Below are 23,203 nucleotides of genomic sequence, written 5' to 3' on the forward strand. Positions count from 1 at the left end.
CCGTGATCCGGTCGGCGCGGGCCGCCCCCCGCTGCCCCGCGCCGACCGGATCACGGCGGCCGACCGGCTGCGGAACGGGCTGCGCCGGGCGTCGGGGCGCCTGCGCTGCCGGTTCGGGCTGCACGACTGGGCCTACCGGCGGAACCCGGACGTCGGCGGGGCCTCGGCCGTGTTCCACCAGTGCCGGCGCTGCGGGCGCGAGTACTCGCCGCCGGACCCGCGACAGACCTGGTTCTGACGCCGTCCCGGGTGCCGCGATCAGGGGCTGACGGCGAGGAACAGGAACGCGGCGAGGAGCACGAGGTGGACGGCGGCCTGCAGCCGCGTCGCCCGGCCGGGGACGACGGTGAGCACCGCGGCCACGATCGTCACCGCGAGCAGCGTGATCTGGGTCGGGTCGAGGCCGAGCAGGAGCGGGCCGTCGAGCCAGATCGACGCCACGGCGATCGCCGGGATCGTCAGGCCGATGCTCGCCATCGCCGAGCCGAGCGCGAGGTTGAGGCTGATCTGGATCCGCTCGCGCTGTGCCGCCCGGACCGCGGCCAGGGTCTCCGGCAGGAGCACGAGCAGGGCGATGACGACCCCGACGAAGGACGGCGGGAACCCGACGCCCGCGACGGCCTTCTCGATCGCCGGCGACTCGACCTTCGCGAGCCCGACGACCGCGACGAGCGAGGCAAGGAGCAGCCCGAGGCTGACGAACGCCGTCCGGTTCGTCGGCGGGTCCGCGTGGACGTCGGCGTCGAGCGTGCCCGAGCCGTCGGTCGCGACGGGGAGGAAGAAGTCCCGGTGGCGCACCGTCTGGGTGAGGACGAACGCGATGTAGAGCGTCAGCGAGGCGATCGCGGCGAACACGAGCTGGCCGGACGACAGCTCCGGACCGGGGCGGCTCGTCGTGAACGTCGGGACGACGAGGCAGAGCGTCGCGAGCGTCACCACGGTCGCGAGCGCGCCGCCGGTGCCCTCGGCGTTGAACGCCGGGATGCCGTGGCGCAGCGCCCCGACGAGCAGGGAGATGCCGACGATGCCGTTGACCGTGATCATCACGGCGGCGAAGACGGTGTCCCGGGCGAGGGACTGGGTCTCCGGCCCGCCGGAGATCATGAGCGTGAGGATGAGCGCGACCTCGATGACCGTCACGGCGACGGCGAGCACGAGCGACCCGAACGGCTCGCCGACCCGGTGCGCGACGACCTCGGCATGGTGGACGGCGGCCAGCACGGCCGCACCGAGGACGACCGCCACGAGCGTCACGACGACCGCGCCCGTGGTGCCCTCGAACTTCCGGCCCCAGGTCAGGGCGAGGACCACGACCGCGAGCGGCGGGACCACGGTCGTCCAGGACAGGGCGGGCAGCCGGGAACGGGTCGCGCGGGTGTCGGTGGTCATCGCCACCACCATTTCAGTGCACATACCCGTGCGCAGATCGAGATGCCGTCGCCCGCCGGTGGTGCATCCTCACCCCGCCGGCGTGAGGACCTCGATCCGGTTGCCGTTGGGGTCCTCGGTGTAGAACCGTCGCATCCCGGGGAAGTCGTCGTCGAAGGTGACCGGGGCCCCGGCGGCCCTGAGCCGGGCCGCCCAGCCGTCGAGGTCGGCGACGAGCAGCCCCGGGTGCGCCTTGCGGGCGGGCCGGAAGTCGGCCTCGACGCCGAGGTGGAGCTCCACGCCGTCCCGCCGGAACCAGCAGCCGCCGCGGGCGGCGAGGGCAGGCGGCTTCGGCACCTCCTCGAAGCCGAGGGCGCCGACGTAGAAGGCGCGCAGGGCGTCCTCGGTGCCGGCGGGGCAGGCGAGCTGGACGTGGTGGACGACGGCGTCCCGGGTCATGACGGCCTCCTCGTGGGTCTCTTGATGTCAAGATACTCTGGTCCCATCGGCCTTTCCCGGCGGCCTTGAGCACAATGGCGCCATGGACGACGCCCACGCCGTAGCCGTTCTCCGCGCGACGGACGCCGAGGCCTCCGCCGAGTGGTACCGGCGCCTCGGCTTCACCGAGGAGTTCCGCCATCAGTTCGAGCCGGGGATGCCCTGGTACATCGGGATCCGGCGCGCGGACGCCGCCCGGCTGCACCTGTCCGAGCACCGCGGGGACGCCCGCCCGGACACCCTCGTCTACCTCTACGTGCCCGACGTGGACACCGTCGCCGCGGCCTGCGGCGTCACGCACATCCACGACAACCCGTGGGCGCGGGAGTTCGAGGTCAAGGACCCCGACGGCAACCGGATCCGGGTGGGGACGGTGCCGCAGTCGCGTCGGTAGGGTCGCCGTCCATGACCACGCCCGCTGCGCTGACCGGTCGTAGCCTGCTCGTCGCCGCGTCGTACGTCGTCCTGCGCCGCGACGACGAGGTGCTCCTCCAGCTGCGGCAGGACACCGGCTACATGGACGGGTTCTGGGCCAGTCTCGCCGGGCACGTCGACCCGTACGAGTCGGCGCAGCAGGCAGCGGTCCGGGAGGCGCGCGAGGAGGCCGGCGTCACGATCGACGCCGGCGACCTGCGTGCGCTGACGACGCTGCACCGGGTCGAGGTCGGCGGCCCTCCGGTCGAGCAGCGCTGCGACTTCTTCTTCGAGGTGACCCGCTGGGCCGGGGAGCCGACCGTGCTCGAGCCGACGAAATGCGCTGCGATGCAGTGGTTCGGCCTCGACGCGCTGCCGCCGGAGGTCGTCCCGCACGAGCGGCTCGTGCTCGACGGGCTGCGCTCGGGCGACCTGCCGCCGGTCGTCAGCCTCCTGCGCTGAGCGCCGGTCCGAGCGGCCCGGCACGCGGACGAGCCGGAGTCGGACCGCACGTCCTGGCGGGGCGCTCGGTGGTCGCCTAGCCTGCCGTCCATGACCGAGCAGCCGCAGTTCTGGTTCAACATCCGCACCGGCAAGGTCGAGACGGAGTACGACAAGAACCAGGGCAAGGACCTCATGGGGCCGTACGCCAGCGAGGCGGAGGCCGCGCAGTCGCTGAAGAAGGCCGCCGAGCGCACCGAGTCGTGGGACGAGGAGGACCGCCGCTGGCGCGACGGGGACGACGAGGCCTGAGCCTGCGTCCTGCCGCGGGTCGGGGCCAGGGTCAGGATCGGGCCAGGTAGGCGAGCGCCTTCTCCTCGGTCGGGAACGCCGGCGCCCCGATCCCGCCGCCGACGAGCTGCAGCCCCCGCAGCACGACCCGGCCGAACCCGTCGATGCCGACGAAGGCGGTGCGCACCTGGTGGGCCACGAACGTGCCGCGCACCGCGCTCTTGGTCGCGGCGAGGAACTCGCTCGTCGGCCTGTTGCGGCCGTCGACGTGCACGAGCACACGGACGCCGGGCCCGGCAGCCTCGATGAGCGTCACCGACTCCGCGAGCGTCGCCATGTGCTGCTCGTGCGTCTGGTCGCGGTAGTCCGCGTACAGGTAGCGCAGCCCGTTCTCCTCACGCCAGCTGCACGCCATGACGACCTCCTCCTGGGCGGTGGGAACACCGCTGCGCTCCAGCAGGTATCGACGTGCCGCCCGGACTTCTTGATCCGTCGCGCTCACCCGTCGTGGGGCTGCCGGTCCCGGCGGCGGTGCAGGTCGGTGAACGTCTCCCGGTAGCGGTTGAGCAGGGACAGCAGCTCGGCCTGGTCGAGGCCGCCGTAGCCGGCGGGCAGCGTCGTCGGGTAGCCGAAGCGGCCGCGCAGCCGGCGCCGCGTCCGGTCGTCGGGGGCGTGCCGGTAGGCCCGGTTCTGGAAGCCGACGCCGGCGCCGGCCGGGCTGAACCGCACGCAGTCCTCCCAGGTCTCGCTCTGCCGCACCCGGAACGCGCCGACCTCGGTGACGCCGTCCTCGTCGACGACGAGCCGGGCCGGGCGCACGAGGTCGACCACGGACGACGCGACGAACCAGGCGAGCGCGGCGAGGACGGCGACCGCGCCGGCCGCCCACCACGGCGACCCCGCGCGGTCGTCCGCACCGGCGGCCACGACCCCGCCGCACCCCAGGGTGAGGACGACCGCGAGCGCGAGGGTGGCGACCCGGTTGCGGCGCGCCATGACGAGCTCGACCCGGGGGAGCGACGACGGCGGGTCCTGCGGCACGCCCCCAGGATCGCCTCCGACACCGACCACGCGCAGGCGATCGGCTACGTCGCGTCGGGGCGGACGACGTCCGCCCCGGGGAGCGGCTCGTCCGCCAGGCGGGCCCGCTCCTCGCGCAGGTCGCGCTCGCGGACGGCGTGCTCGTCGGTCCGGGCGTCGTAGCCCCAGAACTCGCGCAGCCAGGCCGCGGTCGCGACGACGCCGACCGCGCACAGCACGCCGCCGCTGACGATCGAGGTCCGCACGCCGAACCCGTCCGCGACGACCCCGGCCCGCACCTGGCCCCCGAGCGGGCCGACCGAGTACGAGAGCATCTCGATGCCCGCCAGCCGGCCGCGGCGCTCGTCGGGGATGGTCTGGTTCCAGATGATCTGCCGGAACAGGGCGCTCACCATGTCGGCCGCGCCCGCGAGCGCGAAGAACACGAGCACGAGCCAGGCGGACGACGCGAGGCCGGCCGCCGCGGTGGCCAGCCCCCAGCAGGCCGCCGCGACGACGACGACCCGCCCGTGGTGGTGCACGCGCGCCGTCCAGCCGCTCGTCGCCGTCGCGACGAGGCTTCCCGCCGTTCCCGCGCTGTAGAGCAGGCCGAGCAGCTCGGGCTGCCGGAGCACGTCCGTGGCGAACGCCGGGAACAGCACCGTGGGCATCGCGAGGAACATCGCGACCATGTCGATGACGTAGGTGCCGAGCAGGTCGCGCCGGCCGGCCGCGTAACGGATCCCCTCGACGATGCCGGCGACGCTCGGCGGCGTCCCGCCGTCCGTCACGGGGGCCGGCCGCAGGCCGACGTACAGCAGGGCCGCCACCGAGAGCCCGACGACGTCCACCGCGTACGCCCACGTCGCGCCGCCCGAGGCGAGGATCAGGCCGCCGATCGCCGGCCCGGCGAGCAGCCCGGTCTGCATCCCGATCGACGAGAGCGCCAGCGCCCCGGGCAGCTCGTCGTGCCGGACGACGCGCGGCAGCAGCGCCTCCCGGCTCGGCCGGTGCGCCGCGGTCACGGCGGACAGCAGTGCGCCGACGACGTACAGCGCCCAGACCTGCGGGGTCGGCAGGTGCGCGTTGACGAGGAGCAGGGCCGTGAGCGCGACCTGGGCGACCGTCGTCGTGACGAGCACCGTGCGCCGGTCGTAGTGGTCGGCGATCGCCCCGCCCCAGAGCCCGAACACGACGAGCGGCACGAGCTCGACCGCGCCGAGCATGCCGACCGCGAGGTTCGACCCGGTCAGGGCGTAGAGCTGCCAGGGCAGCGCGACGTAGGTGACCATCGCGCCGAGGTAGGTCACGGTGCCGGCGACGAGGAGCAGCCGGAAGTCGCGCGACGTCCGCAGCGGCGTGAGGTCGACCATCGGCAGACGGGGGAGGCGGGGCACGAGCGGTCAGCCTCTCAAGCCGGTGGTGATGATCGCATCCGGGTTTCCGCTCGCCCGGACGTCAGGTGCTGCCCCGTCGTCAGCGGTGGAGCTTGGGGAGCACCTCGCGGCCGAAGACCTCGATCCACTCGGCCTGGTTACGGCCGACGTTGTGCAGGTAGACGCGGTCGAAGCCGAGGTCGCAGAACTTCTGGATCGCGGCCCGGTGCACGTCGGGGTCGCTGCTGATGACCATCCGGCCCTCGAAGTCCTCGGGGCGCACGAGCTTGGCCATCTGCTCGAAGTCGAACGGGGAGCGGATGTCGGCCTTGGGGAACTTCATCCCGCCGTTGGGCCACTGGTCCATCGCGTTCGCCAGCGCCTCCTCGTCGGTCGGCGCCCACGACAGGTGCAGCTGGAGCACCTTCGGCATCGTGTCCGGGTCCTTGCCGGCCTCCCGGGCACCCTCGGCGAACTTGTCGAAGAGGCCGCCGATCTTCTCCAGCGGGGCGCCGACGGTGATGATCCCGTCGGCGAACTTGCCGGTCTTCTTCGCGTTGATCGGGCCCGCGGTCGCCACGAGGATCGGCGGGGCCTGCTCCGGCATCGTCCAGAGCCGGGTCGACTCCATCTTGAAGAACCGGCCGTCGTGCTTGACGTCCTTGTTCGCCAGCGAGGCGTCGAAGAGCTTGCGGATGACCTCGATGGCCTCCCACATCCGCAGGGACCGCTCGCCCGCCTCGGGCCAGTACCCCGGCACGACGTGCTCGTTGAGCGCCTCGCCCGAGCCCAGGCCGAGCCACGAACGGCCCGGGTACATCGCCTCGGTGGTCGCCGCGGCCTGCGCGACGATCGCCGGGTGGAACCGGAACGACGGGCACGTCACGCCGGGGCCGAGGTCACCGCGGGTGCGCTCGCCGACGGCGGCCAGCACGCTCCACACGAACGACGCCTCGCCCTGCGCCGGCACCCAGGGCTGGAAGTGGTCGGCGGCCATGCATCCCGAGAAGCCGTGCTCCTCGGCGAGCACCTGGTAGCCCACGACCTCCTGGGGCGCGAACTGCTCGAGCATCGCGGCGTAGCCGATCGTCAGGTCTGCCATGCGGCAGAGGTTAGCCGGACGTCGTCCCGCCCGCCCGACCGGTCACGGGTGAGCGCCCACGCCACGGCGAGGTTCGGCACCCACGCCAGCCAGGCGACCGCGGCGTAGGCCTGGGCGAACGTGCCCGGCGCGAGCCCGGCGGCGTCCAGCGAGCCCCAGGCGACGAGGTAGAGCCGCAGGGTGACGGCGGCGAAGGTCAGGGCGACGGCGCGGACCATCCAGCGCCGGTGCGTCGCGAGGTCCCGGCGGCGCGCGGCCGAGATCCCGAGCGCCGTCGTCGAGAGCCACGCGACGGCCAGGGCGGCGAACCCGACCCGGGCGACCGGCCCGCCGAACGCCGTCGGCGCGAGCCCGAGCCCGCCGATGCCCCCGACGAGGACGCCGGCGCCGAACAGCCGCCCGAGCACCCGGTGCACCCGCGGCGCCCGGCGGCGCAGCGTCCGGGAGAGCTGCCAGGGTGCGGTCGCCAGCGCGAGCATCGCACCCGTCACGTGCAGGTACAGCGGCACCTGGTGGGCGAGGTACACGGCGCGCTGCTCGTCGAAGTACAGCGCGGGGTCGAAGCGCAGGTAGGCCGACGAGACGAGGACGACGAGCGTCGACAGCAGCGTCGCGAGGGTCCAGAGGAGGCGGCGTCCGGTCATGCCTCGACGATCTCGGTCCGCGCGGCGCCGTCCCACCGGGCCCGCCCCCGGGCCGGGCCGGGGGACAGCCCCCGCACGGCGCTGCGGCCCGCCCCCGGCAGGCAGCCGGCCGGCTACGCGATGAGCGAACGGGTGTCGACGCCGGGCCCTGCGGTCTGCGCAGGATGGGCGCATGACGGACCCGGCCACCTCGGCGACCCCGCTCCCGCTCTTCGGCGTCAACCTCGGCCGGCTCGCGGACCCCGCGTCCGGGCCCGCGCCGGCCGGCCCGCCCGGCGACGACCCCGCCGGGGTGCCGGCGGGTCCGGTCGCGGCGGCCCGCTGGGCCGAGGAGAACGGGCTCGACGTCGTCACGGCGGCCGACCACGTCGGCGCACCGTCACCGTTCCTCCAGCTCGCGGCGGCCGCCGCCGTGACCTCACGGGTGCGGCTGCGCACCTACGTCCTCGACTACGGCTTCTGGAACCCGGTCCTGCTCGCGCGGGACGTCGCCACGCTCGACGTCGTCTCCGGCGGCCGGGTCGACCTCGGGCTCGGCGCCGGGCACATGCCGAAGGAGCACGAGAGGGCCGGGCTGCCGTTCCCGCGGTACGCCGACCGGCTCGCCGAGCTCGACGCGTTCGCGGCCGCCGTCCGCGACGCCCTCGCCGCCGACGACCAGGCGCCGAAGCCGGTGCAGCAGCCGGTCCCGCTGTTCATCGCGGCGATGTCGCCCCGCGGGCTGGACGTCGCGGCACGGCACGGCAGCGTCGTCGGCCTCGCCGGCGCGGTCCAGCTCGCCGGCCGGCCCGCGGGCACCTTCGGGCTCGCGTCGTCCGCGCAGACCGACGAGCGGGTCGCCGAGGTCCGGGCCGCGCGGGCGGCGCGCGGGCAGCAGCCCGCGACCTTCGACGTCCTGCTCCAGATGGTGTCGATCGGGCAGGACCCGACCGAACGCGCCGAGGCGCTCGCCGCCGAGTGGGCCGCCGAGGGCGACGACATCACGGCCGCCGAGCTGCTCGACACGCCGTTCCTGCTCTTCGCCCGCACGGCCGAGGACGCCGCCGCAGAGCTGGAGCGGCGCACCGCGCGGTGGGGCGTCTCGTCGTGGTGCACCCACACGCCGTCCGGGGTGCCGCTCGCCCAGGTCGCGGCGGCCTACCGGGCACGGGCCGCGGCGGGGGCGCCCGCGTGAGGTCGCTCGTCGACGACACCGGGCGCGAGGTCGTCGTCCCGGACGACGTCACCCGGGTCGTCTCGATCGTCCCGTCGCTCACCGAGTCGGTCGCGGCGACCGCGGCCGGCCTGCTCGTCGCGGCCACCGACTGGTGCACGCACCCGGCGGACCTCGACGTCGTCCGGGTGCGCGGCACGAAGAACCCGGACGTCGCGCGGATCGTCGACCTCACACCGGACCTCGTGCTCGCGAACGCCGAGGAGAACCGGGATCCCGACCTCGACCTGCTGCGGGCCGCGGGGGTCGCGGTGTGGGTCACCGACATCCGGACGGTGTCCGGCGCGCACCCGGCGCTCGGCCCCGCCGGGTCGCTCGCGCGGATGCTCGACGCGTGCGGCCTCGTCCGGCCGGGCTGGCTCGACGAGGCGGACGCCGCGTGGGCGGCCGCGCGCCCGGCCACGCCGCGACGGCGGGCCCTCGTCCCGATCTGGCGGCGGCCGTGGATGGCCGTCGGCCGGGACACGTTCACGGGCGACGTCCTCGCCCGGCTCGGCGTCGACAACGCCCTCGCCGACGACCCCGAGCGCTACCCGAAGGTCGACCTCGACGGGCTCGCCGGGCGGGCCGGCGGGTTCGACCTCGTCGTCCTGCCCGACGAGCCGTACCTGTTCACCGCCGACGACGGCCCGGAGGCCTTCCCGGGCGTGGAGTCCGTGCTCGTGCCGGGCCGGCTGCTCACCTGGTACGGGCCGTCGCTCGTCGAGGCGGCACGGGAGCTGCCGGGGCTGCTCGGGGCTGCCGGGCGGTAGCGCCGCAGTCGCGACTCCGAAGGAGGACGATGTTCCGAAGGAGGACGATGTTCCGCGCGGGACAGGTCGTGACCTACCGCGAGCTCTGGGCCGGCGAGGTGATGACCGCGTGGCCGATGCGCGTGGTCGCCGACACCAGGGACGCCGTCGTGCTCTACCTCGCCCCGGAGACCGACTTCCGGGCCGCACGGGCACCGGACGGCGGCCCCGTCCGCGACCTGGCTGACTGGGTCTCGGTGCGGCAGACCTGGACGGGCGGCAGCCTGGTCAGGATCGTCCCGCGCGACCGCTGGTACGCCGTCGACCTCGAGTACGACGCCGACCGCATCTTCGTCGGCTACTACGTCAACTTCCAGGAGGCGATCCGCCTCACGGCGCAGGGGTACGACACGGTCGACCTCGTCCTGGACCTCGTGGTCGACCCCGACGGGTCCGGCCGGATGAAGGACGAGGGCGACTTCGCCGATGCCGTCTCTGCCGGTCACATCGACGCCCGGACGGCCGAGCTGCTTCGCGCGGAGGCGGCGCGACTGCTGAACGTCGTCGAGCGCGACGGCAGCCCGATCCGGGCACAGGAGTGGTTGGCCTGGCGCCCGCCCTCCGACTGGGGCGTGCCGACACTCGTCGACGGGTGGCAGGACGTTCACACCTGAGCGGTGTCGAGGCTGTCCGGAGCCGGCGTGGAGCCACAGCGCAACCACAACCGGCCCCCGGCCGCACCAACAGGCCTGAGGAGCAGGTTCTGGTTGCGTTGTGGTCTGCTGCGCGGGGCTACGCCTCGAACGAGTGCTCCGCCGCCGGGAACGTGCCGCCGCGGACGTCGTCCGCATATGCCTTCGCCGCGTCGAGCATGACGCCGTGCAGGTCCGCGTAGCGCTTGACGAACCGCGGGGCCTTGCCGGTCCGCAGGCCCATCATGTCCTGCCAGACGAGCACCTGGCCGTCGCAGTCCGGGCCGGCGCCGATGCCGATCGTGGGGATCGACAGCGCCTTCGTCACCTCGGCGGCCGCCGGCGCGGGGACCATCTCGAGGACGATCGCGAACGCGCCCGCGGCCTCGAGCGCCACGGCGTCCTCGACGAGCTTCTCGACGCCGCTCGACCCGCGGCCCTGCACCCGGTAGCCGCCGAGGGCGTGCTCGCTCTGCGGCGTGAACCCGATGTGCGCCATGACGGGGATGCCGGCGCCGACGACGTTCTCGACGCTCGGTGCGACCCGGGCGCCGCCCTCGAGCTTCACCGCGTGGGCGAGGCCCTCCTTCATCATCCGCATGCTCGTCGCGAGCGCCTGGTCCGGCCCGGCCTGGTACGAGCCGAACGGCAGGTCGGCGACGACGAGGCTGCGGCGGGCGCTGCGGGTCACGGCGCGCACGAGGGGGACGAGCTCGTCGACGGTCACCGGCACGGTCGTCTCGTAGCCGAGGACGTTGTTCGCGGCCGAGTCGCCGACGAGCAGCACCGGGATGCCGGCCTCCTCGAAGATCGCCGCCGCGTACTGGTCGTAGGCCGTGAGCATCGCGAACTTCTCGCCGCGCTGCTTGAGCTCGCGCAGGTGGTGGATCCGCACCCGGCGCGGGGGAGGGACGGCGCCCGGCGCCGCGGCGTCCGGGACGATGACGCGCCCGCCGTACGGGTTGGGCTGCTCCGCGCCGGAGGTGCCTGCGGCGTCCGGGGCCGGGGTCTGCTCGGTCATGTCGATCCCTCTCTCAGGACTCGTCCTCGCGCCAGCGGCTCGTGATCGGCAGGCGCCGGTCCCGGCCGAAGGCGACGGGGGAGATCTTCGGGCCCGGTGCGGACTGGCGGCGCTTCCACTCCGCGCGGTCGACCATCGTGACGACCGAGTCGATCGTCGCGGCGTCGAAACCGTCGGCGAGCAGCTCGGAGCGGCCGTGCGCGCCCTCGACGTAGCGCTCGAGGAGCTGATCGAGCAGGTCGTACGGCGGCAGCGAGTCCTGGTCGGTCTGGCCGGGGCGCAGCTCCGCGGACGGCGCCTTGGTGATGCTCGCGTCCGGGATCGGCGGCGTCTCGCCGCGCCGGACGGCGTCCGCGTTGCGCCACCGGGACAGCGCCCACACGAGCGTCTTCGGCACGTCCTTGAGCGGGTTGAACCCGCCGACCGAGTCGCCGTAGATCGTCGAGTACCCGACCGACAGCTCCGACTTGTTGCCGGTCGTCAGGCAGAGGTGGCCCTCCTGGTTCGACACCCCCATGAGGACGACGCCCCGCACCCGGGCCTGGAGGTTCTCCTCGGCGACCCCGGTGAGGTGCACGCTGTCGAGGAACGCCTGGACCATCGGCGCGATCGGCACGACCCGGTAGTCGAGCCCGGTGCGCTTGGCGAGGTCGGCGGCGTCGTCCTTGGAGTGCTCGCTGGAGTACTTGCTCGGCATCGAGATGCCGACGACGTTCTCCGGCCCGACGGCGTCGACGGCGATCGCCGCGACGAGCGCGGAGTCGATGCCGCCGGACAGCGCCACGACGCACGACCGCATGCCGTTCTTGCGCACGTAGTCCCGCAGGCCGACGACGAGCGCCTCGTAGACCTCGGCCTCGCCGTCGAGCGGCTCGGCCACGCTCGCCGGGGTGAGGTACGCGGGGTCGGGGGAGTACGGCGCGACCGGCTCGGCGGAGACGGTGACCCGCCGGACGCCGTCCACCGGTCGGGTCGCGTCGCTCGCGGTCGCATGGGCCGGGTCGTGCGGCAGGTCGAGGTCGACGACGAGCAGCGCCTGGGAGAACTGCCGGGCCCGGCCGAGGACATCACCGCCGGCGCTCACGACGATCGAGTCGCCGTCGAAGACGAGGTCGTCCTGGCCGCCGACCATGTTGACGTACGCGAGCGCGCAGCCGGCCTCCGCGGCCCGCCGGGTGACGAGGTCGCGCCGGACGTCGTCCTTGTCCGTCTCGTACGGCGAGCCGTTGAGCACGAGGAGCAGCTCCGCGCCGGCGGCGCGGGTCTGCGCGACCGGGCCGCCCTCCTGCCAGAGGTCCTCGCAGATCGCGATCGCGACGTCGACGTCCCGGACCCGGACGACGGTGAGGTCCCGGCCGGGGACGAAGATCCGGAACTCGTCGAAGACGCCGTAGTTCGGCAGGTGGTGCTTGGCGTAGCGGGCCACGACCCGCCCGCCGACGAGCACCGCGGCCGCGTTCTGCGGCGACCCCTTGGGCACGCCGAGCCGGTCGACGTCCGCGACGTTGTCGCCGTCCGCGTCGGCCCGGTCGAGGTACCCGACGACGACCGGCAGGTCGCCGAGCCCGTCGGCCGCGAGGTCCGCGGCGAGCCGCTCGAGCGCGACCCGGCTCGCGTCGACGAAGCTCGTGCGCAGCGCGAGGTCCTCGACGGGGTAGCCGGTGAGGACCATCTCGGGGAAGGCCACGAGGTGCGCGCCCGCGTCGCGGGCCTTCGCGGCCCACTCCCGGACGAGGGCGGCGTTCCCGGCGAGGTCGCCGAGGGTGGGGTCGACCTGGGCCAGGGCGAGGCGCAGCTGCGGCATGGCACCAGCGTAGGACCGGCCGCCCGCTCCTGCCGAGATGGTTTCCGACTGTGAGTCGGAGACTTCGGTCACGGCCTTTGGGCCTGCGCGCCGCCGACCACGGCCGGAAACATGCCTTGACAGGCATATGACGAGGGAGAGAGGCTGCCGGGGTGCCCGACGCCCTCGCCGTGCTCGCCGAGCCGCACCGCCGCCGCATCCTCGATGTGCTGCGTGCGGGGGAGCAGCCGGTCGGGTCGCTCGTCGAGGCGCTCGCCCTGTCCCAGCCCGCGGTGAGCAAGCACCTGCGGGTGCTGCGCGAGGCGGGGCTGGTCGCCGTCCGGCCGGTCCACCGGCAGCGGCTCTACCGGGTGCGGGCGGAGCCGCTGCGCGAGATCGACGCGTGGCTCGCGCCGTACCGGGCCCTGTGGGCCGACCGCCTCGACGCCCTCGAGGCGCACCTCGACACGATGGAGTGACCCGATGACGCACGACGACAGCACGCACGACCGCCGCACGCACGGCACGACCCAGGACGACGAGGCCCGGTTCGGCACCGTCGAGGAGACGGACGGCGGCCGCCGGCTGCGCTTCGTCCGTCGGCTCGCGCACCCGCGGGAGAAGGTGTGGCGCGCGCTCACCGAGGACGAGCACCTCGCCGCGTGGTTCCCGCAGCGGATCGTCGGAGAGCGGGCCGCCGGGGCGGTGCTCTCGTTCGAGTTCCGCGGCGGCGAGGCCGAGCCGTTCGCCGGCCGGATGCGCGTCGTCGAGCCGCCGGCGGTGCTCGAGTACACGTGGGGCACGGACGTCCTGCGGTTCGAGCTGTCCGACGACGGCGCCGGCTGCGTGCTCACGCTGCTCGACACGGTCGCCGAGCGCGGCACCGAGGCCCGGACCGCGGCCGGCTGGCACGTCTGCCTCGACGCGCTCGATGCCGCCCTCGCGGGCGCCGCGGCGGACGGCCCCGGCTGGGCCGACGTGCACGCGTGCTACGTCGTCCGGCTCGGCCCGGAGGCCTCGGCGATCGGTCCGCCGGCCGGGCTGCACCTCACGTGAGGGGTGCTGCTCTCACGTGAGAGTCAGGGGACGAGCGCGATCTTCCCCGCCGCGTGGCCCTCGCGCAGCGCCGCGTGCGCGGCGGCTGCCTCGGCGAGCGGGTACGTCGCGGCGACCGTGACGACGAGGCGGCCCGCGTTCACGAGGTCGACGAGCTCGAGGCGGGCGGCGTCCCGGACGGCGGTGCCGGGGTCGGCGCCGGGGCCGCCGCCGAGCGCCTTGATCCCGGCCGAGCCGGCGCGGCCGAAGGCGGCGATCGTGGCGATCCGGCCCCGGTCCTTCGTCAGGGCGAGCGAGACGTCGACGGCCTCGTCGGTGCCCACGAGGTCGAGCGAGGCGTCCACGCCGTCCGGTGCGAGCGCGCGGACCCGCTCCTCGAGCCCGGCCCCGTAGGCGACCGGCTCGGCGCCGAGGGCCCGCAGCGCGTCGTGCCGCCCCGGGCTCGCCGTCGCGACGACGCGGGCCCCGCGGAGCACGGCGAGCTGGACGGCCACGAGACCGACGCCGCCGGCGGCGCCGTGGACGAGGACGGTGTCGCCCGCCCCGACCGCGGTCGCCGTGAGGGTGTGCACCGCCGTGGCACCGGTGAGCATGAGCCCGGCCGCGGCCGGCCAGTCGAGCGCGGCCGGCTTCGGCACGACCGACGCGGCGGGCACGACGAGGCGGTCGGCGTACGCGCCGGTCGTGCGGAACACGACGACCTCGTCACCGACGCCGACCGGCCCCGCCGGGCCCACGGCGTCCGGACCCACCGCGGTCACCACACCGGCGGCCTCGAAGCCCAGGCGCATCGGCAGGCTCGCGGGGTCCGAGCCCATGAAGCCGCTGTAGACCTTGTGGTCGATCGGGTTGACGCCGGCCGCCCGGACGTCGACCGCCACCTCGCCGGGACCGGGCGGCCCGACCTCGACGTCGACGACGGACAGGACCTCGGGACCGCCGAAGGCGGTGGCGACCACAGCACGCGTCATGCCCGAGGCAAGGCGCCGGCGGCCGCGGTGATTCCCCGGCCCGGCGTAGGGTCTGCGCCGTGGCCGACGTCTGGGACCTCATCGCCGTCGAACGGCTCCGCGCCGCCGACCTCGTGGGCTCGCTCGACGACGACCAGCTCGCGGTGCAGAGCCTGTGCGGCGCCTGGCGGGTGCGGGACGTCGCCGGTCACCTGACGATGCCGTTCTCGGTGGGCGTTCCGGCCCTGCTGGTCGGTGCCGTGCGCTCCGGCGGGCTGGACCGTTTCTCGGAGAAGGTGTCCCGCGAGCTCGGCGGCCGAGGCGCGCAGGAGCTCGCGGCCACCCTGCGCCGGCACGCCCGGACGCGTTTCCAGCCGCCCGGCACCGGGCCGTGGGCACCGCTGACCGACCTCGTCGTCCACGTCCGGGACATCGCCCGGCCGCTCGGGCTCCCGGTCTCGGCGTCGGACGACGCGTGGCGGGGAGCGCTCGCGTTCCTCGTCTCGGGGCGCGCCCGGCTCGGGTTCGTCCCGCGCGGCCGGCTGCGCGGGCTGCGGCTCGCCGTCCCCGGTCTCGGCTGGAGCCACGGGGACGGCCCGGAGGTGAGCGGTCCGGCCGAGGCCGTCGCGCTCGCCGTCGCCGGCCGCGCGGTGGCGCTCGACGACCTCACCGGGGAGGGCGTCCCGTTGTTGCGGCAGCGGGTCGGCTGAGACCCGCCAGGTCAGCGTCGCATCGGCGCGACGACGAGCGACTGCGCGCTCGACCCGACGACGCCGAGCGTGTCGTGGAGCGTCGACCGGGCCAGGCCGGTGCCCGCGGACGCGTAGCGGGAGTGCGCGTCGAGGCAGACCCAGTCGCCGGCGAGCGGCCGGGTCAGGTGCACGGTGAGGTCGACGTTGACGAACTGCCACTCGTCCCAGTCGAGCCCGGCCGAGACCCCGGACGAGGAGTCCGCGACGAGGACGGCACGCTGCAGCCCGGACGGCTCCTCGCCGGCGACGAGGGGGAGCCGGGCGCGCCCCCAGACCGTCGCGTCACCCCGGCCGTGCGTGCCGCCGACGACGCGCCAGTCGATGGAGCGGCCGTACGGGAAGTCCCAGCGGTCGCCGCCGACGGGCGGGCAGAGCTCCGGCTCGGGCAGCGTCACCCCGGCCTCGGTGACGTCGTCCGGCAGCGCCACCGGCGGGTCGGCGACCGCGAGCAGCCAGGTCCGCGCGACGAGCACGTCCCGGCCGCCCGCCGACAGCGTCGCCTCCGCGAGCGCCACCCGGCGGCCGGGCCGGACGACCCGGGCCGTCACCTCGACCTGCCCGACCGGGACGGGGGCGAGGAAGTCCACCGCCGTGCGGACGGCGAGGAGCCCGGTGCCGCCCGCCGCGGCCACGACCTGCTCGCAGGCCCGCACGAGCAGCGCCGACGGCGGGCCGCCGTGCATCGCGTCCGCCGACCACGGGCCGGTGCAGTGCTCGTGAGCGTCGAACCGCTGCGTCGCGGGCGTCCCTCCCGCGCCGACGGGTTCGACGGGTTCGACGGGTTCGAAGTAGGAGGTGCTCACCGGGTGGACGCCTTCCCGTCGACGAGGTCGAGGCGGGCGTCGCACCACTGCGCGACCTCGGCGTCGTGGGTGGCGAGGACCACGACGACGCCGTCGTCGGCGAGCCGGCGCAGGGCCGCGAGGACGACGTCCCGCGCGGCGGTGTCGAGCTCGCTCGTCGGCTCGTCGGCGAGCAGCAGCCGGGGCCGGACGACGAGCGCCCGGGCCACCGCGACGCGCTGCTGCTGCCCGCCGGACAGCTCCTCGGCGAGCCGGTCGGCGGTCAGCTCGTCGGGGCCCAGGCCCGCGTCGGCGAGGGCGGCGGACGCACGGTCGCGCACCGACGACCCGTCTCCCCGCCGTCCGCCCTCCAGCTGCAGCGCGAGCTCGACGTTCTCGTGCGCCGTGAGGACGGGCAGCAGCCCGTAGCCCTGCAGCACCATGGCCGCCCGGCGGCCGGGGCGGTGGTCGTCGAGCGCGACCGAGGCGCCGTCCCAGGCGACGGTGCCGGCGTCCGGGACGACGAGCCCGCCGAGCACCCCGAGCAGGGTGCTCTTGCCCGACCCGGACGGGCCGGTCACGGCGAGCACGCTGCCCGCCGGGACGTCGAGGTCCACGCCGTCCAGGACGGCGCGCCCGCGGTACCGCACCGTCACGCCACGGGCCACGAGCCCGGTCGGCGGCCCCGCGGGGGTGGTGCCCGCCGAGGTGGTGGCCGCCGCGCTCACGGCTGCCTCCGCACCAGGCGCAGGTCGTCGCCGTCCCGGCGGACCTCGACGAGGGTGCCGGCCGGCCAGGCGTCACGCTCGCTGTGCGGCAGGTGCAGCGCCCCGTCGGCGCCGACGACGACGAAGCGCTCGTCGCCGCGGCCCTCCTCGCCGACCCGGCCCGCCCGCATGACGACCTGGCGGCCGAGCCGGGCGCCGACCTCGCGGTCGTGGGTCACGGCGACGACGGTCGTCCCGAACCGCTCGTTGACCCGCTGCAGCGTCGCGATGACGGCGTCCCGGCCCGCGGCGTCGAGCTGGCTCGTCGGCTCGTCGGCGAGGAGCAGGCCGGGGCCGCCCGCGACCGCGGCGGCGATGGCGACCCGCTGCAGCTCGCCGCCGGACAGGGCGGCGAGCGGTGCGTCGGCGAGGTGGCCGAGGTCGAGCCCGGCGAGCAGGTCGGCGGCCGCGTCGGCGCGGTGCCGGCGGCCCGTCCCGCGCTGGGCGAAGGCGACGTTCTGCGCCGGGCTCGCGTACGGCAGGAGGTTGCGGCCGGCGCCCTGCAGGAGCGTCGCGACCCGGCCGCGGCGCAGGCGCAGCAGCTCGCGCTCGGACATCCGGCCGATCTCCGCGTCCCCGATCCGGACCGTGCCGGCCGAGGGCCGCACGAGCCCCGACAGCGCCGCGAGGAGGGTCGACTTGCCCGAGCCGGACGGCCCGAAGAGCGTCACGGTCTCGCCGGCCGCGATGGTCAGGTCGACCCCGCGCAGCGCGACGACCTCGGTGTCGAAGAGCCGGTAGATGTGGACCAGCCCCTCGACCCGGACCGGCAGACCCGCGGCGGCGGGGGCGGGGGCGCTCATGCCTGCACCTGCCGGAGCAGCCCGGTGTCGGCCGCGGCGACGACGCGCCGGGCACCGAGCTCGCTGAACGCCGCGGCGACGAGGGCCGCCGCACCGGTCACCGCGAGCAGCAGCGGCCAGCGGACGCCGTACGCCCGGACGGCCTCCGGCCCGCCGGTGACCGCGGGCAGGGCGTCGAGCACGAGCCAGGTCGCGGCCGCGCCGGTGGCCGCCCCGACGAGGACCCCCAGGAGGACGAGCACGAGCTGCTCGACCCGCCCGGCCGCGACGAGCGAGGAGCGCCGGGCCCCGAGCAGGCGGGCCGCCGCGAGCTCGTAGGCGCGCCGGCGGCCGCCGAGGTACGTCGAGGCGAGGAGCGCGCCGCCGCCCGCGAGCAGTGCCGCGACCGCGGCGACGAGGTAGAGCACCAGGGCCAGCGAGGTGCCGTCCCGGTCGAGGACCGCCTGCCGGTCCGCCAGGTTCTCGACGCCGCGGACCGACAGACCGGCGGCCCCGAGCCGGCGGACGGCGTCCGGCGGTGCGGCGGGCGACAGCCAGACCTGGGCGTCCGCCTCGGCCCAGCGCCGCTCGGTGGCGGAGTCGACGGCGTTGCGCAGGTCGACGAGGGCGCCGGCACGTCCGACGACGGGCAGCGGGCCGCGGTCGCCGGTCGCCGTGACGACGAGCTGGGAGGAGTCGAGGCCCGCGACGCGGACGGTCGGCGCGTCGGACCCGCTGTCGTACGGCGAGTACGACGCCCGGTCCCCGAGGACCGCAGGCGGGTCCGCGGGGTGGTCGGCGGGCTCGGCGGCCGGGCCCGTCCCGTCCGTGACGGTGAGGACCAGCCCGGCGTCGCTCGTCTCCACGTCCTGCGGGCGGACCCGGGAGGGGTCGAGGGTCAGCGACGCCGTCCGGGCGAGGCGCCACCCGCCCGGGGACGACAGCCCGGCGTCGACCGGGCCGCCGGCGTCCGACATCCGGGTCACCGTCACGGTGCCGGACGGCTGGACGTCTCCGAACGGGTCGACGTCGAGGGTGAGGCGCAGCAGCCGGCAGCCGTCGCCGCACGCCGGCACCCGGACCCGGTAGTCGTGGGTGCCCCGGGCGAGCGCGCCGAAGGTGACGACCCGGTCGGTGCCGTCGGGGGCGATGAGCCGGGCGCCGAGGGACGTCTGCGACGAGCGCGCGGGCAGCGCGTCGTCCACGGTCACGGTGAGCGTGTCGCGCACCGTGACGGGTGCGGCGTCGACCGGCGGGCGCAGGACGCGCGCCAGCCCGGCCGGGGTGGTCCCGACCCACGCCGGGTCCCACGCCGACACGGCGGCGAACCGCGGCGAGTCCACCGCGAGGGTCCCGTCGACGCTGACGGCGGCCATCGCCCAGGACCCCTCGGCGTCTACGTTGCCGACGACCTGGGCGAGCGCCCACGGGGGCACCGCCGCGACGTGGACGACCTGCGCGGCCGGCACCTGGGTGCGGGCGAGGTCGTACCGGGCCTCCTGGGCGATCCGCCACTCCTGGACCCCGAAGACGGCCAGTGCGACGGCGACGGCGAGGAGCACGCTGACCCGGCTGCCGGCCGGGCGGCGGGCCAGGTTGCGGGCGGCGAGGAAGAGCGCGGCGCCGGGGCGGCCGCGGGTGCCCGTGACCGCGAGCCGGGCCACGAACGGCAGCACCCGGACGGCGACGAGCCCGCCGGCGAGGGCGAGCAGCGCCGGCGTCGCGAGGGCCACCGCGCCGGAGACGCCGGTCCTCAGCAGGTAGACGCCCTCCGCGGCGAGCGCGAGCGCGACGGCGTCGACGGCGACACCCCGCAGCCGGGCCGCCCGGCCGCCGGCCGTGCGCCGGAGCTGGTCCAGGACCGGTGCGGTGAGCAGCCTGGCCGTCGCGAGGGCGGCGGCGACGAGGCCGCCGACGACGGCGGCGGCGAGCGCGAGCCAGACGGTGCGGTCCACGGTCACCGACGTCCCGGGCTGGAGCACGCCGTCGACGAGCCGGCTGACGACCAGGTACGACAGCGCGAGCCCGGCCGGGGCGGCCGCGAGCAGCAGGACGCAGGCCTCGGCGAGCGCGAGCACCGCCGTCCGGCGCAGGGACAGGCCGCGCAGCTTCGCGAGGGCGACCTCGGCGCTGCGCTCCTCGGTCGTCGTCGCGACGACGAGGAAGAGGACGAACCAGGCCAGCGCCACGAGCTGCAGCGTGATCGCCAGCGCGGCGCCGCGCAGGTCCCGCCGCTGCGGCGCGACCTCGGCGAGCAGGTCGGTGAGCTGGTTCCGCAGGGTCATCGGGGGCAGGTCCGCGGCCTCGACGCCGCGGACCGCGCCGGGCGGCCGGCCGGCGACCGCGCGCAGGTCGCGGTCGACCGCGGCGACGTCGGCGGTGACGGGGCCGATGGTCGAGAGCAGGATCGTGTCCCGCCGCAGCGGCCGGTAGGCGCCGGCGGCACCGCCGAGCGTCCTGTCCTCGATGTCCTCGCGCGCGACGAGCACGGCGTCGATCTTGAGGACGTCGTCCGGCTGGCGCGGCTCGGTCCACTGGATCGGGGAGCGGGCGCCCCAGACGGCCTCGGCCGCGGCGACGTCCGCGTAGATCCCCGCGACGCGCAGCGGCCGGGGAGCGAGGGAGAGCCGGACCGTGCTGCCGACCGCCAGCCGGAAGGTCTGCGCCGTCCGCCGCGAGACGAGGACCTGACCGGTGCCGGGCGAGCACGTGCCGCTGTCCATCTGCAGCCCTTCGCAGGCCCGCTCGAGCCACACCGGCTGGGCCAGCCCCGCGACGGAGCCGCCGTCGAGCACGAGGGAGGTGCTGTCGAGCTCGACGAACGCGCTGGGCGGCCCGAACCACCGGTCCAGCCGGCGGTCCGCGGCGACGGCCCGGACGGCGTCCGCGACGACCGGCGGCCCGACCTGGCCGGTCGTCGGGTCGCTGCTCATGTCACCGGTGAGCCGGCCGGGGCCGCCGAGCTGGGCCTCGACCGTGAGGCCGACCTGGACCGCGGGCGCCTGCGCGACCCGCTGCCGCAGCAGGGACTCCTCGGCACTGCGCGCGTAGAGCGGCCCGAGCGTGCCCGCGGCGGTCGCGACGACCGAGGCGGCGAGGACGGCGAACGAGGTCGCCCGGCGCCAGCGCACCGCGCGCCAGAGCAGGGCGAGCACCGGGTCAGGCTAGCGCCAGGGCCCCCGCAGACGGCCGTGTTCGCGGACGGGGCCGCCTCCCGCCGTCGAGAGGTCCAGGCCGTAGCCTGTTACCGCGGCGACACGCGGCCCTGTGAGGCTGGGCGGATCCGTACAACCGGTTCGGGCGGGAGCCCCCGATCGATGAGCGAGTGTGACCGTGGACAGGCAGCAGGAGTTCGTCCTCCGCACGATCGAGGAGCGTGACATCCGGTTCGTCCGGCTGTGGTTCACCGACGTCCTCGGCTCGCTCAAGTCGGTGGCCGTCGCCCCCGCCGAGCTCGAGGGGGCGTTCTCCGAGGGCATCGGCTTCGACGGCTCCGCGATCGAGGGCCTGGCCCGGGTCTACGAGGCCGACATGCTCGTCCGGCCGGACCCGGCGACGTTCGCCGTCCTGCCCTGGCGGGGGGACCACCACGGCACCGCGCGGATGTTCTGCGACGTCCTCACCCCGGACGGCGAGCCGTCGCTGTCGGACCCGCGCAACGTCCTGCGCCGCGCGCTGCACAAGGCCGCCGGCCACGGGCTGACCTTCTACACGCACCCCGAGATCGAGTTCTACCTGCTCAAGGACGAGTGGGCGCCGGGCCGCGACCCGGAGCCCGTCGACCGGGCCGGGTACTTCGACCACGTCCCGCGGGGCACGACCCACGACTTCCGGCGGGCCGCGATCGGCGTCCTGGAGTCGATGGGCATCTCCGTCGAGTTCAGCCACCACGAGGGCGGCCCCGGCCAGAACGAGATCGACCTGCGGTACGCCGACGCGCTGAGCACGGCCGACAACATCATGACCTTCCGCAGCGTCATCAAGGAGGTCGCGCTCGAGCAGGGCATCTACGCGACGTTCATGCCCAAGCCGTTCGCGGACCACCCCGGCTCCGGCATGCACACGCACCTGTCGCTCTTCGAGGGCGACCGCAACGCCTTCCACGAGGCGGGCGCGGAGTTCCAGCTGAGCAAGGTGGCGCGGCAGTTCATCGCCGGCCTGCTCGCGCACGCCGCCGAGATCACCGCCGTGACGAACCAGTGGGTCAACTCGTACAAGCGGCTGTGGGGCGGCGGCGAGGCCCCGAGCTACGTGTGCTGGGGCCACAACAACCGGTCCGCGCTCATCCGGGTGCCGATGTACAAGCCGGGCAAGGGCAACTCGACGCGCATCGAGTACCGCGCGATCGACTCCGCCGCGAACCCCTACCTCGCGTTCGCGCTCATGCTCGCGGCCGGGCTCAAGGGCATCGAGGACGGGCTCGACCTGCCGGACGGCGCCGAGGACGACGTGTGGTCGCTCACCGACTCCGAGCGCCGCGCCCTCGGGATCAAGCCGCTGCCGACGAGCCTGGACAACGCGATCCAGATCATGGAGGAGTCCGAGCTCGTCGCCGAGACCCTCGGCGAGGGCGTCTTCGACTACTTCCTGCGCAACAAGCGCGCCGAGTGGGCGGAGTACCGGCACCAGATCACGGCGTTCGAGCTCAACCGCTACCTCCCGATGCTCTGACCGGCCCGACCGGACGAAGACGGACGAACGATGACGACGCTGTCCACCCCGACGTCACCGTCGGACGCCGCCACCGCTGCCCGCGTGCTCGTCGTCGTCCACGAGGACGACTCCGGCCTCGGCCGGCTCGACCCGTACCTGCGCGAGCGCCTCGGCCCGGCGTGCATCGACGACCGGCACCCCGGCTCGGGCGACGAGCTGCCCGCCGACCTCTCCGGGCACGACGCGGTCGTCGTGCTCGGCGGGGTCATGGCGGCCTGGGAGGACGACGTCGCCCCCTGGCTGCCCGGCACCCGGGCGCTGCTCGCCGAGGCGGTCGACCGGGGCGTCCCCGCGCTCGGCATCTGCCTGGGCTTCCAGCTGCTGGCGATGGCCACGGGCGGCCGGGCCGAGCGCGGCACGCACGGGCTGGAGATCGGCTACGTCGAGGTCGACCTGCTGCCGGCGGCGGCGGACGACGCCCTGCTCGGGGCCGTCCACGCCGAGGCCGGGCCGCGGATCGGCGTCGCGCACTGGCACCAGGACACCGTGACCGAGCTGCCGCCGGGCGCCGTCCCGCTCGCGACCGGGCAACGGTACGCCCGGCAGGCGTTCCGGCTGGGGGAGCGGGCCTGGGGCGTCCAGTACCACCCCGAGGTCACCGCCGCGGACTACGAGAGCTGGCTCGTCGGCGGCCACGGCACCGTCGTCGGCGCCGGCCTGCACCCCGACGACCTGCGGCCGGCGCTCGCCGCCGGCGAGGAGTCGCTCGCGCGCGTCGCCCGCACCCACGCGGTCGCGTTCGCGGACGTCGTCGCCGCGTACGTCGCCCGCCGCTGACCGGCGGCCCCGCCCCGCGATCGGCACCCT

26 protein-coding genes are annotated in these 23,203 nt (G+C 75.6%); 12 read left to right on the forward strand and 14 right to left on the reverse strand.

The features are described 5' to 3' along the window. The coding region (locus ECOMGDLI_RS34680; RefSeq protein ID WP_158221022.1) for a hypothetical protein at window positions 1-238 on the forward strand (238 nt) is incomplete at its 5' end. Between the two features lie 20 nt (window positions 239-258). On the opposite strand, the gene ECOMGDLI_RS15935 is transcribed toward ECOMGDLI_RS34680, so the two are convergent. Together ECOMGDLI_RS15935 and ECOMGDLI_RS15940 are read right to left on the reverse strand one after the other, a co-directional pair. Continuing rightward, on the reverse strand, window positions 259-1,389 hold the full coding sequence (locus ECOMGDLI_RS15935) for a calcium:proton antiporter (RefSeq protein WP_088317882.1): 1,131 nt from the start codon (window positions 1,387-1,389) through the stop codon (window positions 259-261). A 69-nt stretch (window positions 1,390-1,458) separates the two neighbouring features. Next, on the reverse strand, window positions 1,459-1,827 hold the full coding sequence (locus ECOMGDLI_RS15940; protein ID WP_088317822.1) for a VOC family protein: 369 nt from the start codon (window positions 1,825-1,827) through the stop codon (window positions 1,459-1,461). An 82-nt stretch (window positions 1,828-1,909) separates the two neighbouring features. On the opposite strand from ECOMGDLI_RS15940, the gene ECOMGDLI_RS15945 reads away from it, so the two are divergent. The 3 genes from ECOMGDLI_RS15945 to ECOMGDLI_RS15955 all read left to right on the forward strand — a co-directional run bounded on the left by ECOMGDLI_RS15945 (window position 1,910) and on the right by ECOMGDLI_RS15955 (window position 3,033). Further along, window positions 1,910-2,260, forward strand: a complete 351-nt coding sequence (locus ECOMGDLI_RS15945) for a glyoxalase superfamily protein (RefSeq protein ID WP_088317824.1) — start codon at window positions 1,910-1,912, stop codon at window positions 2,258-2,260. Between the two features lie 11 nt (window positions 2,261-2,271). Further along, window positions 2,272-2,742, forward strand: coding sequence for an NUDIX domain-containing protein (locus ECOMGDLI_RS15950; RefSeq protein ID WP_088317826.1), 471 nt, complete (start codon window positions 2,272-2,274; stop codon window positions 2,740-2,742). A gap of 90 nt (window positions 2,743-2,832) precedes the next feature. Beyond that, on the forward strand, window positions 2,833-3,033 hold the full coding sequence (locus ECOMGDLI_RS15955; protein ID WP_088317828.1) for a methionine aminopeptidase: 201 nt from the start codon (window positions 2,833-2,835) through the stop codon (window positions 3,031-3,033). Between the two features lie 31 nt (window positions 3,034-3,064). Here the strand turns inward: ECOMGDLI_RS15955 and ECOMGDLI_RS15960 are convergent, their stop codons facing one another. The 5 genes from ECOMGDLI_RS15960 to ECOMGDLI_RS15980 form a co-directional block, all read right to left on the reverse strand. Further along, the gene (locus tag ECOMGDLI_RS15960; protein ID WP_158221023.1) at window positions 3,065-3,514 is read right to left on the reverse strand and encodes a hypothetical protein; all 450 of its coding nucleotides are present in this window, start codon (window positions 3,512-3,514) and stop codon (window positions 3,065-3,067) included. Beyond that, on the reverse strand, window positions 3,511-4,053 hold the full coding sequence (locus ECOMGDLI_RS35950) for a hypothetical protein (RefSeq protein ID WP_088317831.1): 543 nt from the start codon (window positions 4,051-4,053) through the stop codon (window positions 3,511-3,513). Before ECOMGDLI_RS35950 ends, ECOMGDLI_RS15960 begins: the two co-directional genes overlap by 4 nt. A 44-nt stretch (window positions 4,054-4,097) precedes the next feature. After that, window positions 4,098-5,405 (reverse strand): MFS transporter, encoded by a 1,308-nt coding sequence (locus tag ECOMGDLI_RS15970; RefSeq protein WP_088317833.1) that lies wholly within the window; start codon window positions 5,403-5,405, stop codon window positions 4,098-4,100. Between the two features lie 103 nt (window positions 5,406-5,508). After that, window positions 5,509-6,510 carry a TIGR03557 family F420-dependent LLM class oxidoreductase gene (locus tag ECOMGDLI_RS15975; protein ID WP_088317835.1) on the reverse strand — a complete coding sequence of 334 codons (1,002 nt, stop codon included), beginning with the start codon at window positions 6,508-6,510 and terminating at the stop codon, window positions 5,509-5,511. Next, window positions 6,498-7,154 (reverse strand): DUF2306 domain-containing protein, encoded by a 657-nt coding sequence (locus ECOMGDLI_RS15980; RefSeq protein WP_158221024.1) that lies wholly within the window; start codon window positions 7,152-7,154, stop codon window positions 6,498-6,500. The genes ECOMGDLI_RS15975 and ECOMGDLI_RS15980 overlap by 13 nt, the downstream gene beginning before the upstream one ends. Before the next feature lie 172 nt (window positions 7,155-7,326). Between ECOMGDLI_RS15980 and ECOMGDLI_RS15985 the strand changes: the two genes are divergently transcribed. The 3 genes from ECOMGDLI_RS15985 to ECOMGDLI_RS36840 are packed head-to-tail and all read left to right on the forward strand — an operon-like array spanning window position 7,327 to window position 9,772. Continuing rightward, on the forward strand, window positions 7,327-8,328 hold the full coding sequence (locus ECOMGDLI_RS15985) for a TIGR03621 family F420-dependent LLM class oxidoreductase (protein WP_088317837.1): 1,002 nt from the start codon (window positions 7,327-7,329) through the stop codon (window positions 8,326-8,328). Next, window positions 8,325-9,119: a helical backbone metal receptor gene (locus tag ECOMGDLI_RS15990; RefSeq protein WP_088317884.1), complete on the forward strand. Its 795-nt coding sequence runs from the start codon at window positions 8,325-8,327 to the stop codon at window positions 9,117-9,119. The genes ECOMGDLI_RS15985 and ECOMGDLI_RS15990 overlap by 4 nt, the downstream gene beginning before the upstream one ends. Before the next feature lie 47 nt (window positions 9,120-9,166). Then, entirely contained in the window at window positions 9,167-9,772 is a 606-nt protein-coding gene (locus ECOMGDLI_RS36840; RefSeq protein ID WP_158221025.1) for a DUF402 domain-containing protein, read from the forward strand. A 118-nt stretch (window positions 9,773-9,890) separates the two neighbouring features. On the opposite strand, the gene panB is transcribed toward ECOMGDLI_RS36840, so the two are convergent. Next, complete coding sequence (gene panB / locus ECOMGDLI_RS16000) at window positions 9,891-10,811, reverse strand: 3-methyl-2-oxobutanoate hydroxymethyltransferase (RefSeq protein WP_088317840.1); 921 nt, start codon at window positions 10,809-10,811, stop codon at window positions 9,891-9,893. 13 nt (window positions 10,812-10,824) lie between these two features. After that, window positions 10,825-12,615, reverse strand: a complete 1,791-nt coding sequence (locus tag ECOMGDLI_RS16005; protein WP_088317842.1) for an NAD+ synthase — start codon at window positions 12,613-12,615, stop codon at window positions 10,825-10,827. Window positions 12,616-12,767: 152 nt separating this feature from the next. On the opposite strand from ECOMGDLI_RS16005, the gene ECOMGDLI_RS16010 reads away from it, so the two are divergent. Together ECOMGDLI_RS16010 and ECOMGDLI_RS16015 are read left to right on the forward strand one after the other, a co-directional pair. Beyond that, window positions 12,768-13,073: a helix-turn-helix transcriptional regulator gene (locus ECOMGDLI_RS16010; protein WP_198954906.1), complete on the forward strand. Its 306-nt coding sequence runs from the start codon at window positions 12,768-12,770 to the stop codon at window positions 13,071-13,073. 4 nt (window positions 13,074-13,077) lie between these two features. Then, on the forward strand, window positions 13,078-13,650 hold the full coding sequence (locus tag ECOMGDLI_RS16015) for an SRPBCC domain-containing protein (protein ID WP_088317843.1): 573 nt from the start codon (window positions 13,078-13,080) through the stop codon (window positions 13,648-13,650). Between the two features lie 23 nt (window positions 13,651-13,673). Here the strand turns inward: ECOMGDLI_RS16015 and ECOMGDLI_RS16020 are convergent, their stop codons facing one another. Beyond that, entirely contained in the window at window positions 13,674-14,621 is a 948-nt protein-coding gene (locus ECOMGDLI_RS16020) for an NADP-dependent oxidoreductase (RefSeq protein WP_088317844.1), read from the reverse strand. 59 nt (window positions 14,622-14,680) lie between these two features. Between ECOMGDLI_RS16020 and ECOMGDLI_RS16025 the strand changes: the two genes are divergently transcribed. Then, a complete protein-coding gene (locus ECOMGDLI_RS16025) occupies window positions 14,681-15,310 on the forward strand; it encodes a maleylpyruvate isomerase family mycothiol-dependent enzyme (protein ID WP_088317846.1) in 630 nt (209 codons plus the stop codon). An 11-nt stretch (window positions 15,311-15,321) separates the two neighbouring features. Here the strand turns inward: ECOMGDLI_RS16025 and ECOMGDLI_RS16030 are convergent, their stop codons facing one another. Genes ECOMGDLI_RS16030 through ECOMGDLI_RS16045 form a run of 4 tightly spaced genes read right to left on the reverse strand, consistent with a single transcriptional unit; the run spans window position 15,322 to window position 20,838 of the window. Continuing rightward, complete coding sequence (locus tag ECOMGDLI_RS16030) at window positions 15,322-16,155, reverse strand: thioesterase family protein (RefSeq protein WP_198954907.1); 834 nt, start codon at window positions 16,153-16,155, stop codon at window positions 15,322-15,324. Beyond that, complete coding sequence (locus ECOMGDLI_RS16035; protein ID WP_158221026.1) at window positions 16,152-16,862, reverse strand: ABC transporter ATP-binding protein; 711 nt, start codon at window positions 16,860-16,862, stop codon at window positions 16,152-16,154. The genes ECOMGDLI_RS16030 and ECOMGDLI_RS16035 overlap by 4 nt, the downstream gene beginning before the upstream one ends. Then, window positions 16,859-17,704 (reverse strand): ABC transporter ATP-binding protein, encoded by an 846-nt coding sequence (locus ECOMGDLI_RS16040; protein WP_088317849.1) that lies wholly within the window; start codon window positions 17,702-17,704, stop codon window positions 16,859-16,861. The genes ECOMGDLI_RS16035 and ECOMGDLI_RS16040 overlap by 4 nt, the downstream gene beginning before the upstream one ends. Beyond that, the gene (locus ECOMGDLI_RS16045; RefSeq protein ID WP_088317851.1) at window positions 17,701-20,838 is read right to left on the reverse strand and encodes an FtsX-like permease family protein; all 3,138 of its coding nucleotides are present in this window, start codon (window positions 20,836-20,838) and stop codon (window positions 17,701-17,703) included. Before ECOMGDLI_RS16045 ends, ECOMGDLI_RS16040 begins: the two co-directional genes overlap by 4 nt. Before the next feature lie 178 nt (window positions 20,839-21,016). On the opposite strand from ECOMGDLI_RS16045, the gene ECOMGDLI_RS16050 reads away from it, so the two are divergent. Beyond that, window positions 21,017-22,354, forward strand: coding sequence for a glutamine synthetase family protein (locus ECOMGDLI_RS16050; RefSeq protein ID WP_088317890.1), 1,338 nt, complete (start codon window positions 21,017-21,019; stop codon window positions 22,352-22,354). Between the two features lie 30 nt (window positions 22,355-22,384). Continuing rightward, window positions 22,385-23,173: a type 1 glutamine amidotransferase gene (locus tag ECOMGDLI_RS16055; RefSeq protein WP_088317852.1), complete on the forward strand. Its 789-nt coding sequence runs from the start codon at window positions 22,385-22,387 to the stop codon at window positions 23,171-23,173. Window positions 23,174-23,203: the final 30 nt, after the last annotated feature.

Source organism: Kineosporia sp. R_H_3, from assembly GCF_002198675.1.
Lineage (GTDB): Bacteria > Actinomycetota > Actinomycetes > Actinomycetales > Kineosporiaceae > R-H-3.

Bases quoted from the DNA above. Each gene is read 5' to 3' on its own strand.
- ECOMGDLI_RS15935 (WP_088317882.1), bottom strand. From the start codon at position 1,389: ATGACCACCGACACCCGCGCGACCCGTTCCCGGCTGCCCGCCCTGTCC.
- ECOMGDLI_RS15940 (WP_088317822.1), bottom strand. From the start codon at position 1,827: ATGACCCGGGACGCCGTCGTCCACCACGTCCAGCTCGCCTGCCCCGCC.
- ECOMGDLI_RS15945 (WP_088317824.1), top strand. From the start codon at position 1,910: ATGGACGACGCCCACGCCGTAGCCGTTCTCCGCGCGACGGACGCCGAG.
- ECOMGDLI_RS15950 (WP_088317826.1), top strand. From the start codon at position 2,272: ATGACCACGCCCGCTGCGCTGACCGGTCGTAGCCTGCTCGTCGCCGCG.
- ECOMGDLI_RS15955 (WP_088317828.1), top strand. From the start codon at position 2,833: ATGACCGAGCAGCCGCAGTTCTGGTTCAACATCCGCACCGGCAAGGTC.
- ECOMGDLI_RS15970 (WP_088317833.1), bottom strand. From the start codon at position 5,405: ATGGTCGACCTCACGCCGCTGCGGACGTCGCGCGACTTCCGGCTGCTC.
- ECOMGDLI_RS15975 (WP_088317835.1), bottom strand. From the start codon at position 6,510: ATGGCAGACCTGACGATCGGCTACGCCGCGATGCTCGAGCAGTTCGCG.
- ECOMGDLI_RS15980 (WP_158221024.1), bottom strand. From the start codon at position 7,154: ATGACCGGACGCCGCCTCCTCTGGACCCTCGCGACGCTGCTGTCGACG.
- ECOMGDLI_RS15985 (WP_088317837.1), top strand. From the start codon at position 7,327: ATGACGGACCCGGCCACCTCGGCGACCCCGCTCCCGCTCTTCGGCGTC.
- ECOMGDLI_RS36840 (WP_158221025.1), top strand. From the start codon at position 9,167: ATGTTCCGCGCGGGACAGGTCGTGACCTACCGCGAGCTCTGGGCCGGC.
- panB (WP_088317840.1), bottom strand. From the start codon at position 10,811: ATGACCGAGCAGACCCCGGCCCCGGACGCCGCAGGCACCTCCGGCGCG.
- ECOMGDLI_RS16005 (WP_088317842.1), bottom strand. From the start codon at position 12,615: ATGCCGCAGCTGCGCCTCGCCCTGGCCCAGGTCGACCCCACCCTCGGC.
- ECOMGDLI_RS16015 (WP_088317843.1), top strand. From the start codon at position 13,078: ATGACGCACGACGACAGCACGCACGACCGCCGCACGCACGGCACGACC.
- ECOMGDLI_RS16020 (WP_088317844.1), bottom strand. From the start codon at position 14,621: ATGACGCGTGCTGTGGTCGCCACCGCCTTCGGCGGTCCCGAGGTCCTG.
- ECOMGDLI_RS16040 (WP_088317849.1), bottom strand. From the start codon at position 17,704: ATGAGCGCCCCCGCCCCCGCCGCCGCGGGTCTGCCGGTCCGGGTCGAG.
- ECOMGDLI_RS16055 (WP_088317852.1), top strand. From the start codon at position 22,385: ATGACGACGCTGTCCACCCCGACGTCACCGTCGGACGCCGCCACCGCT.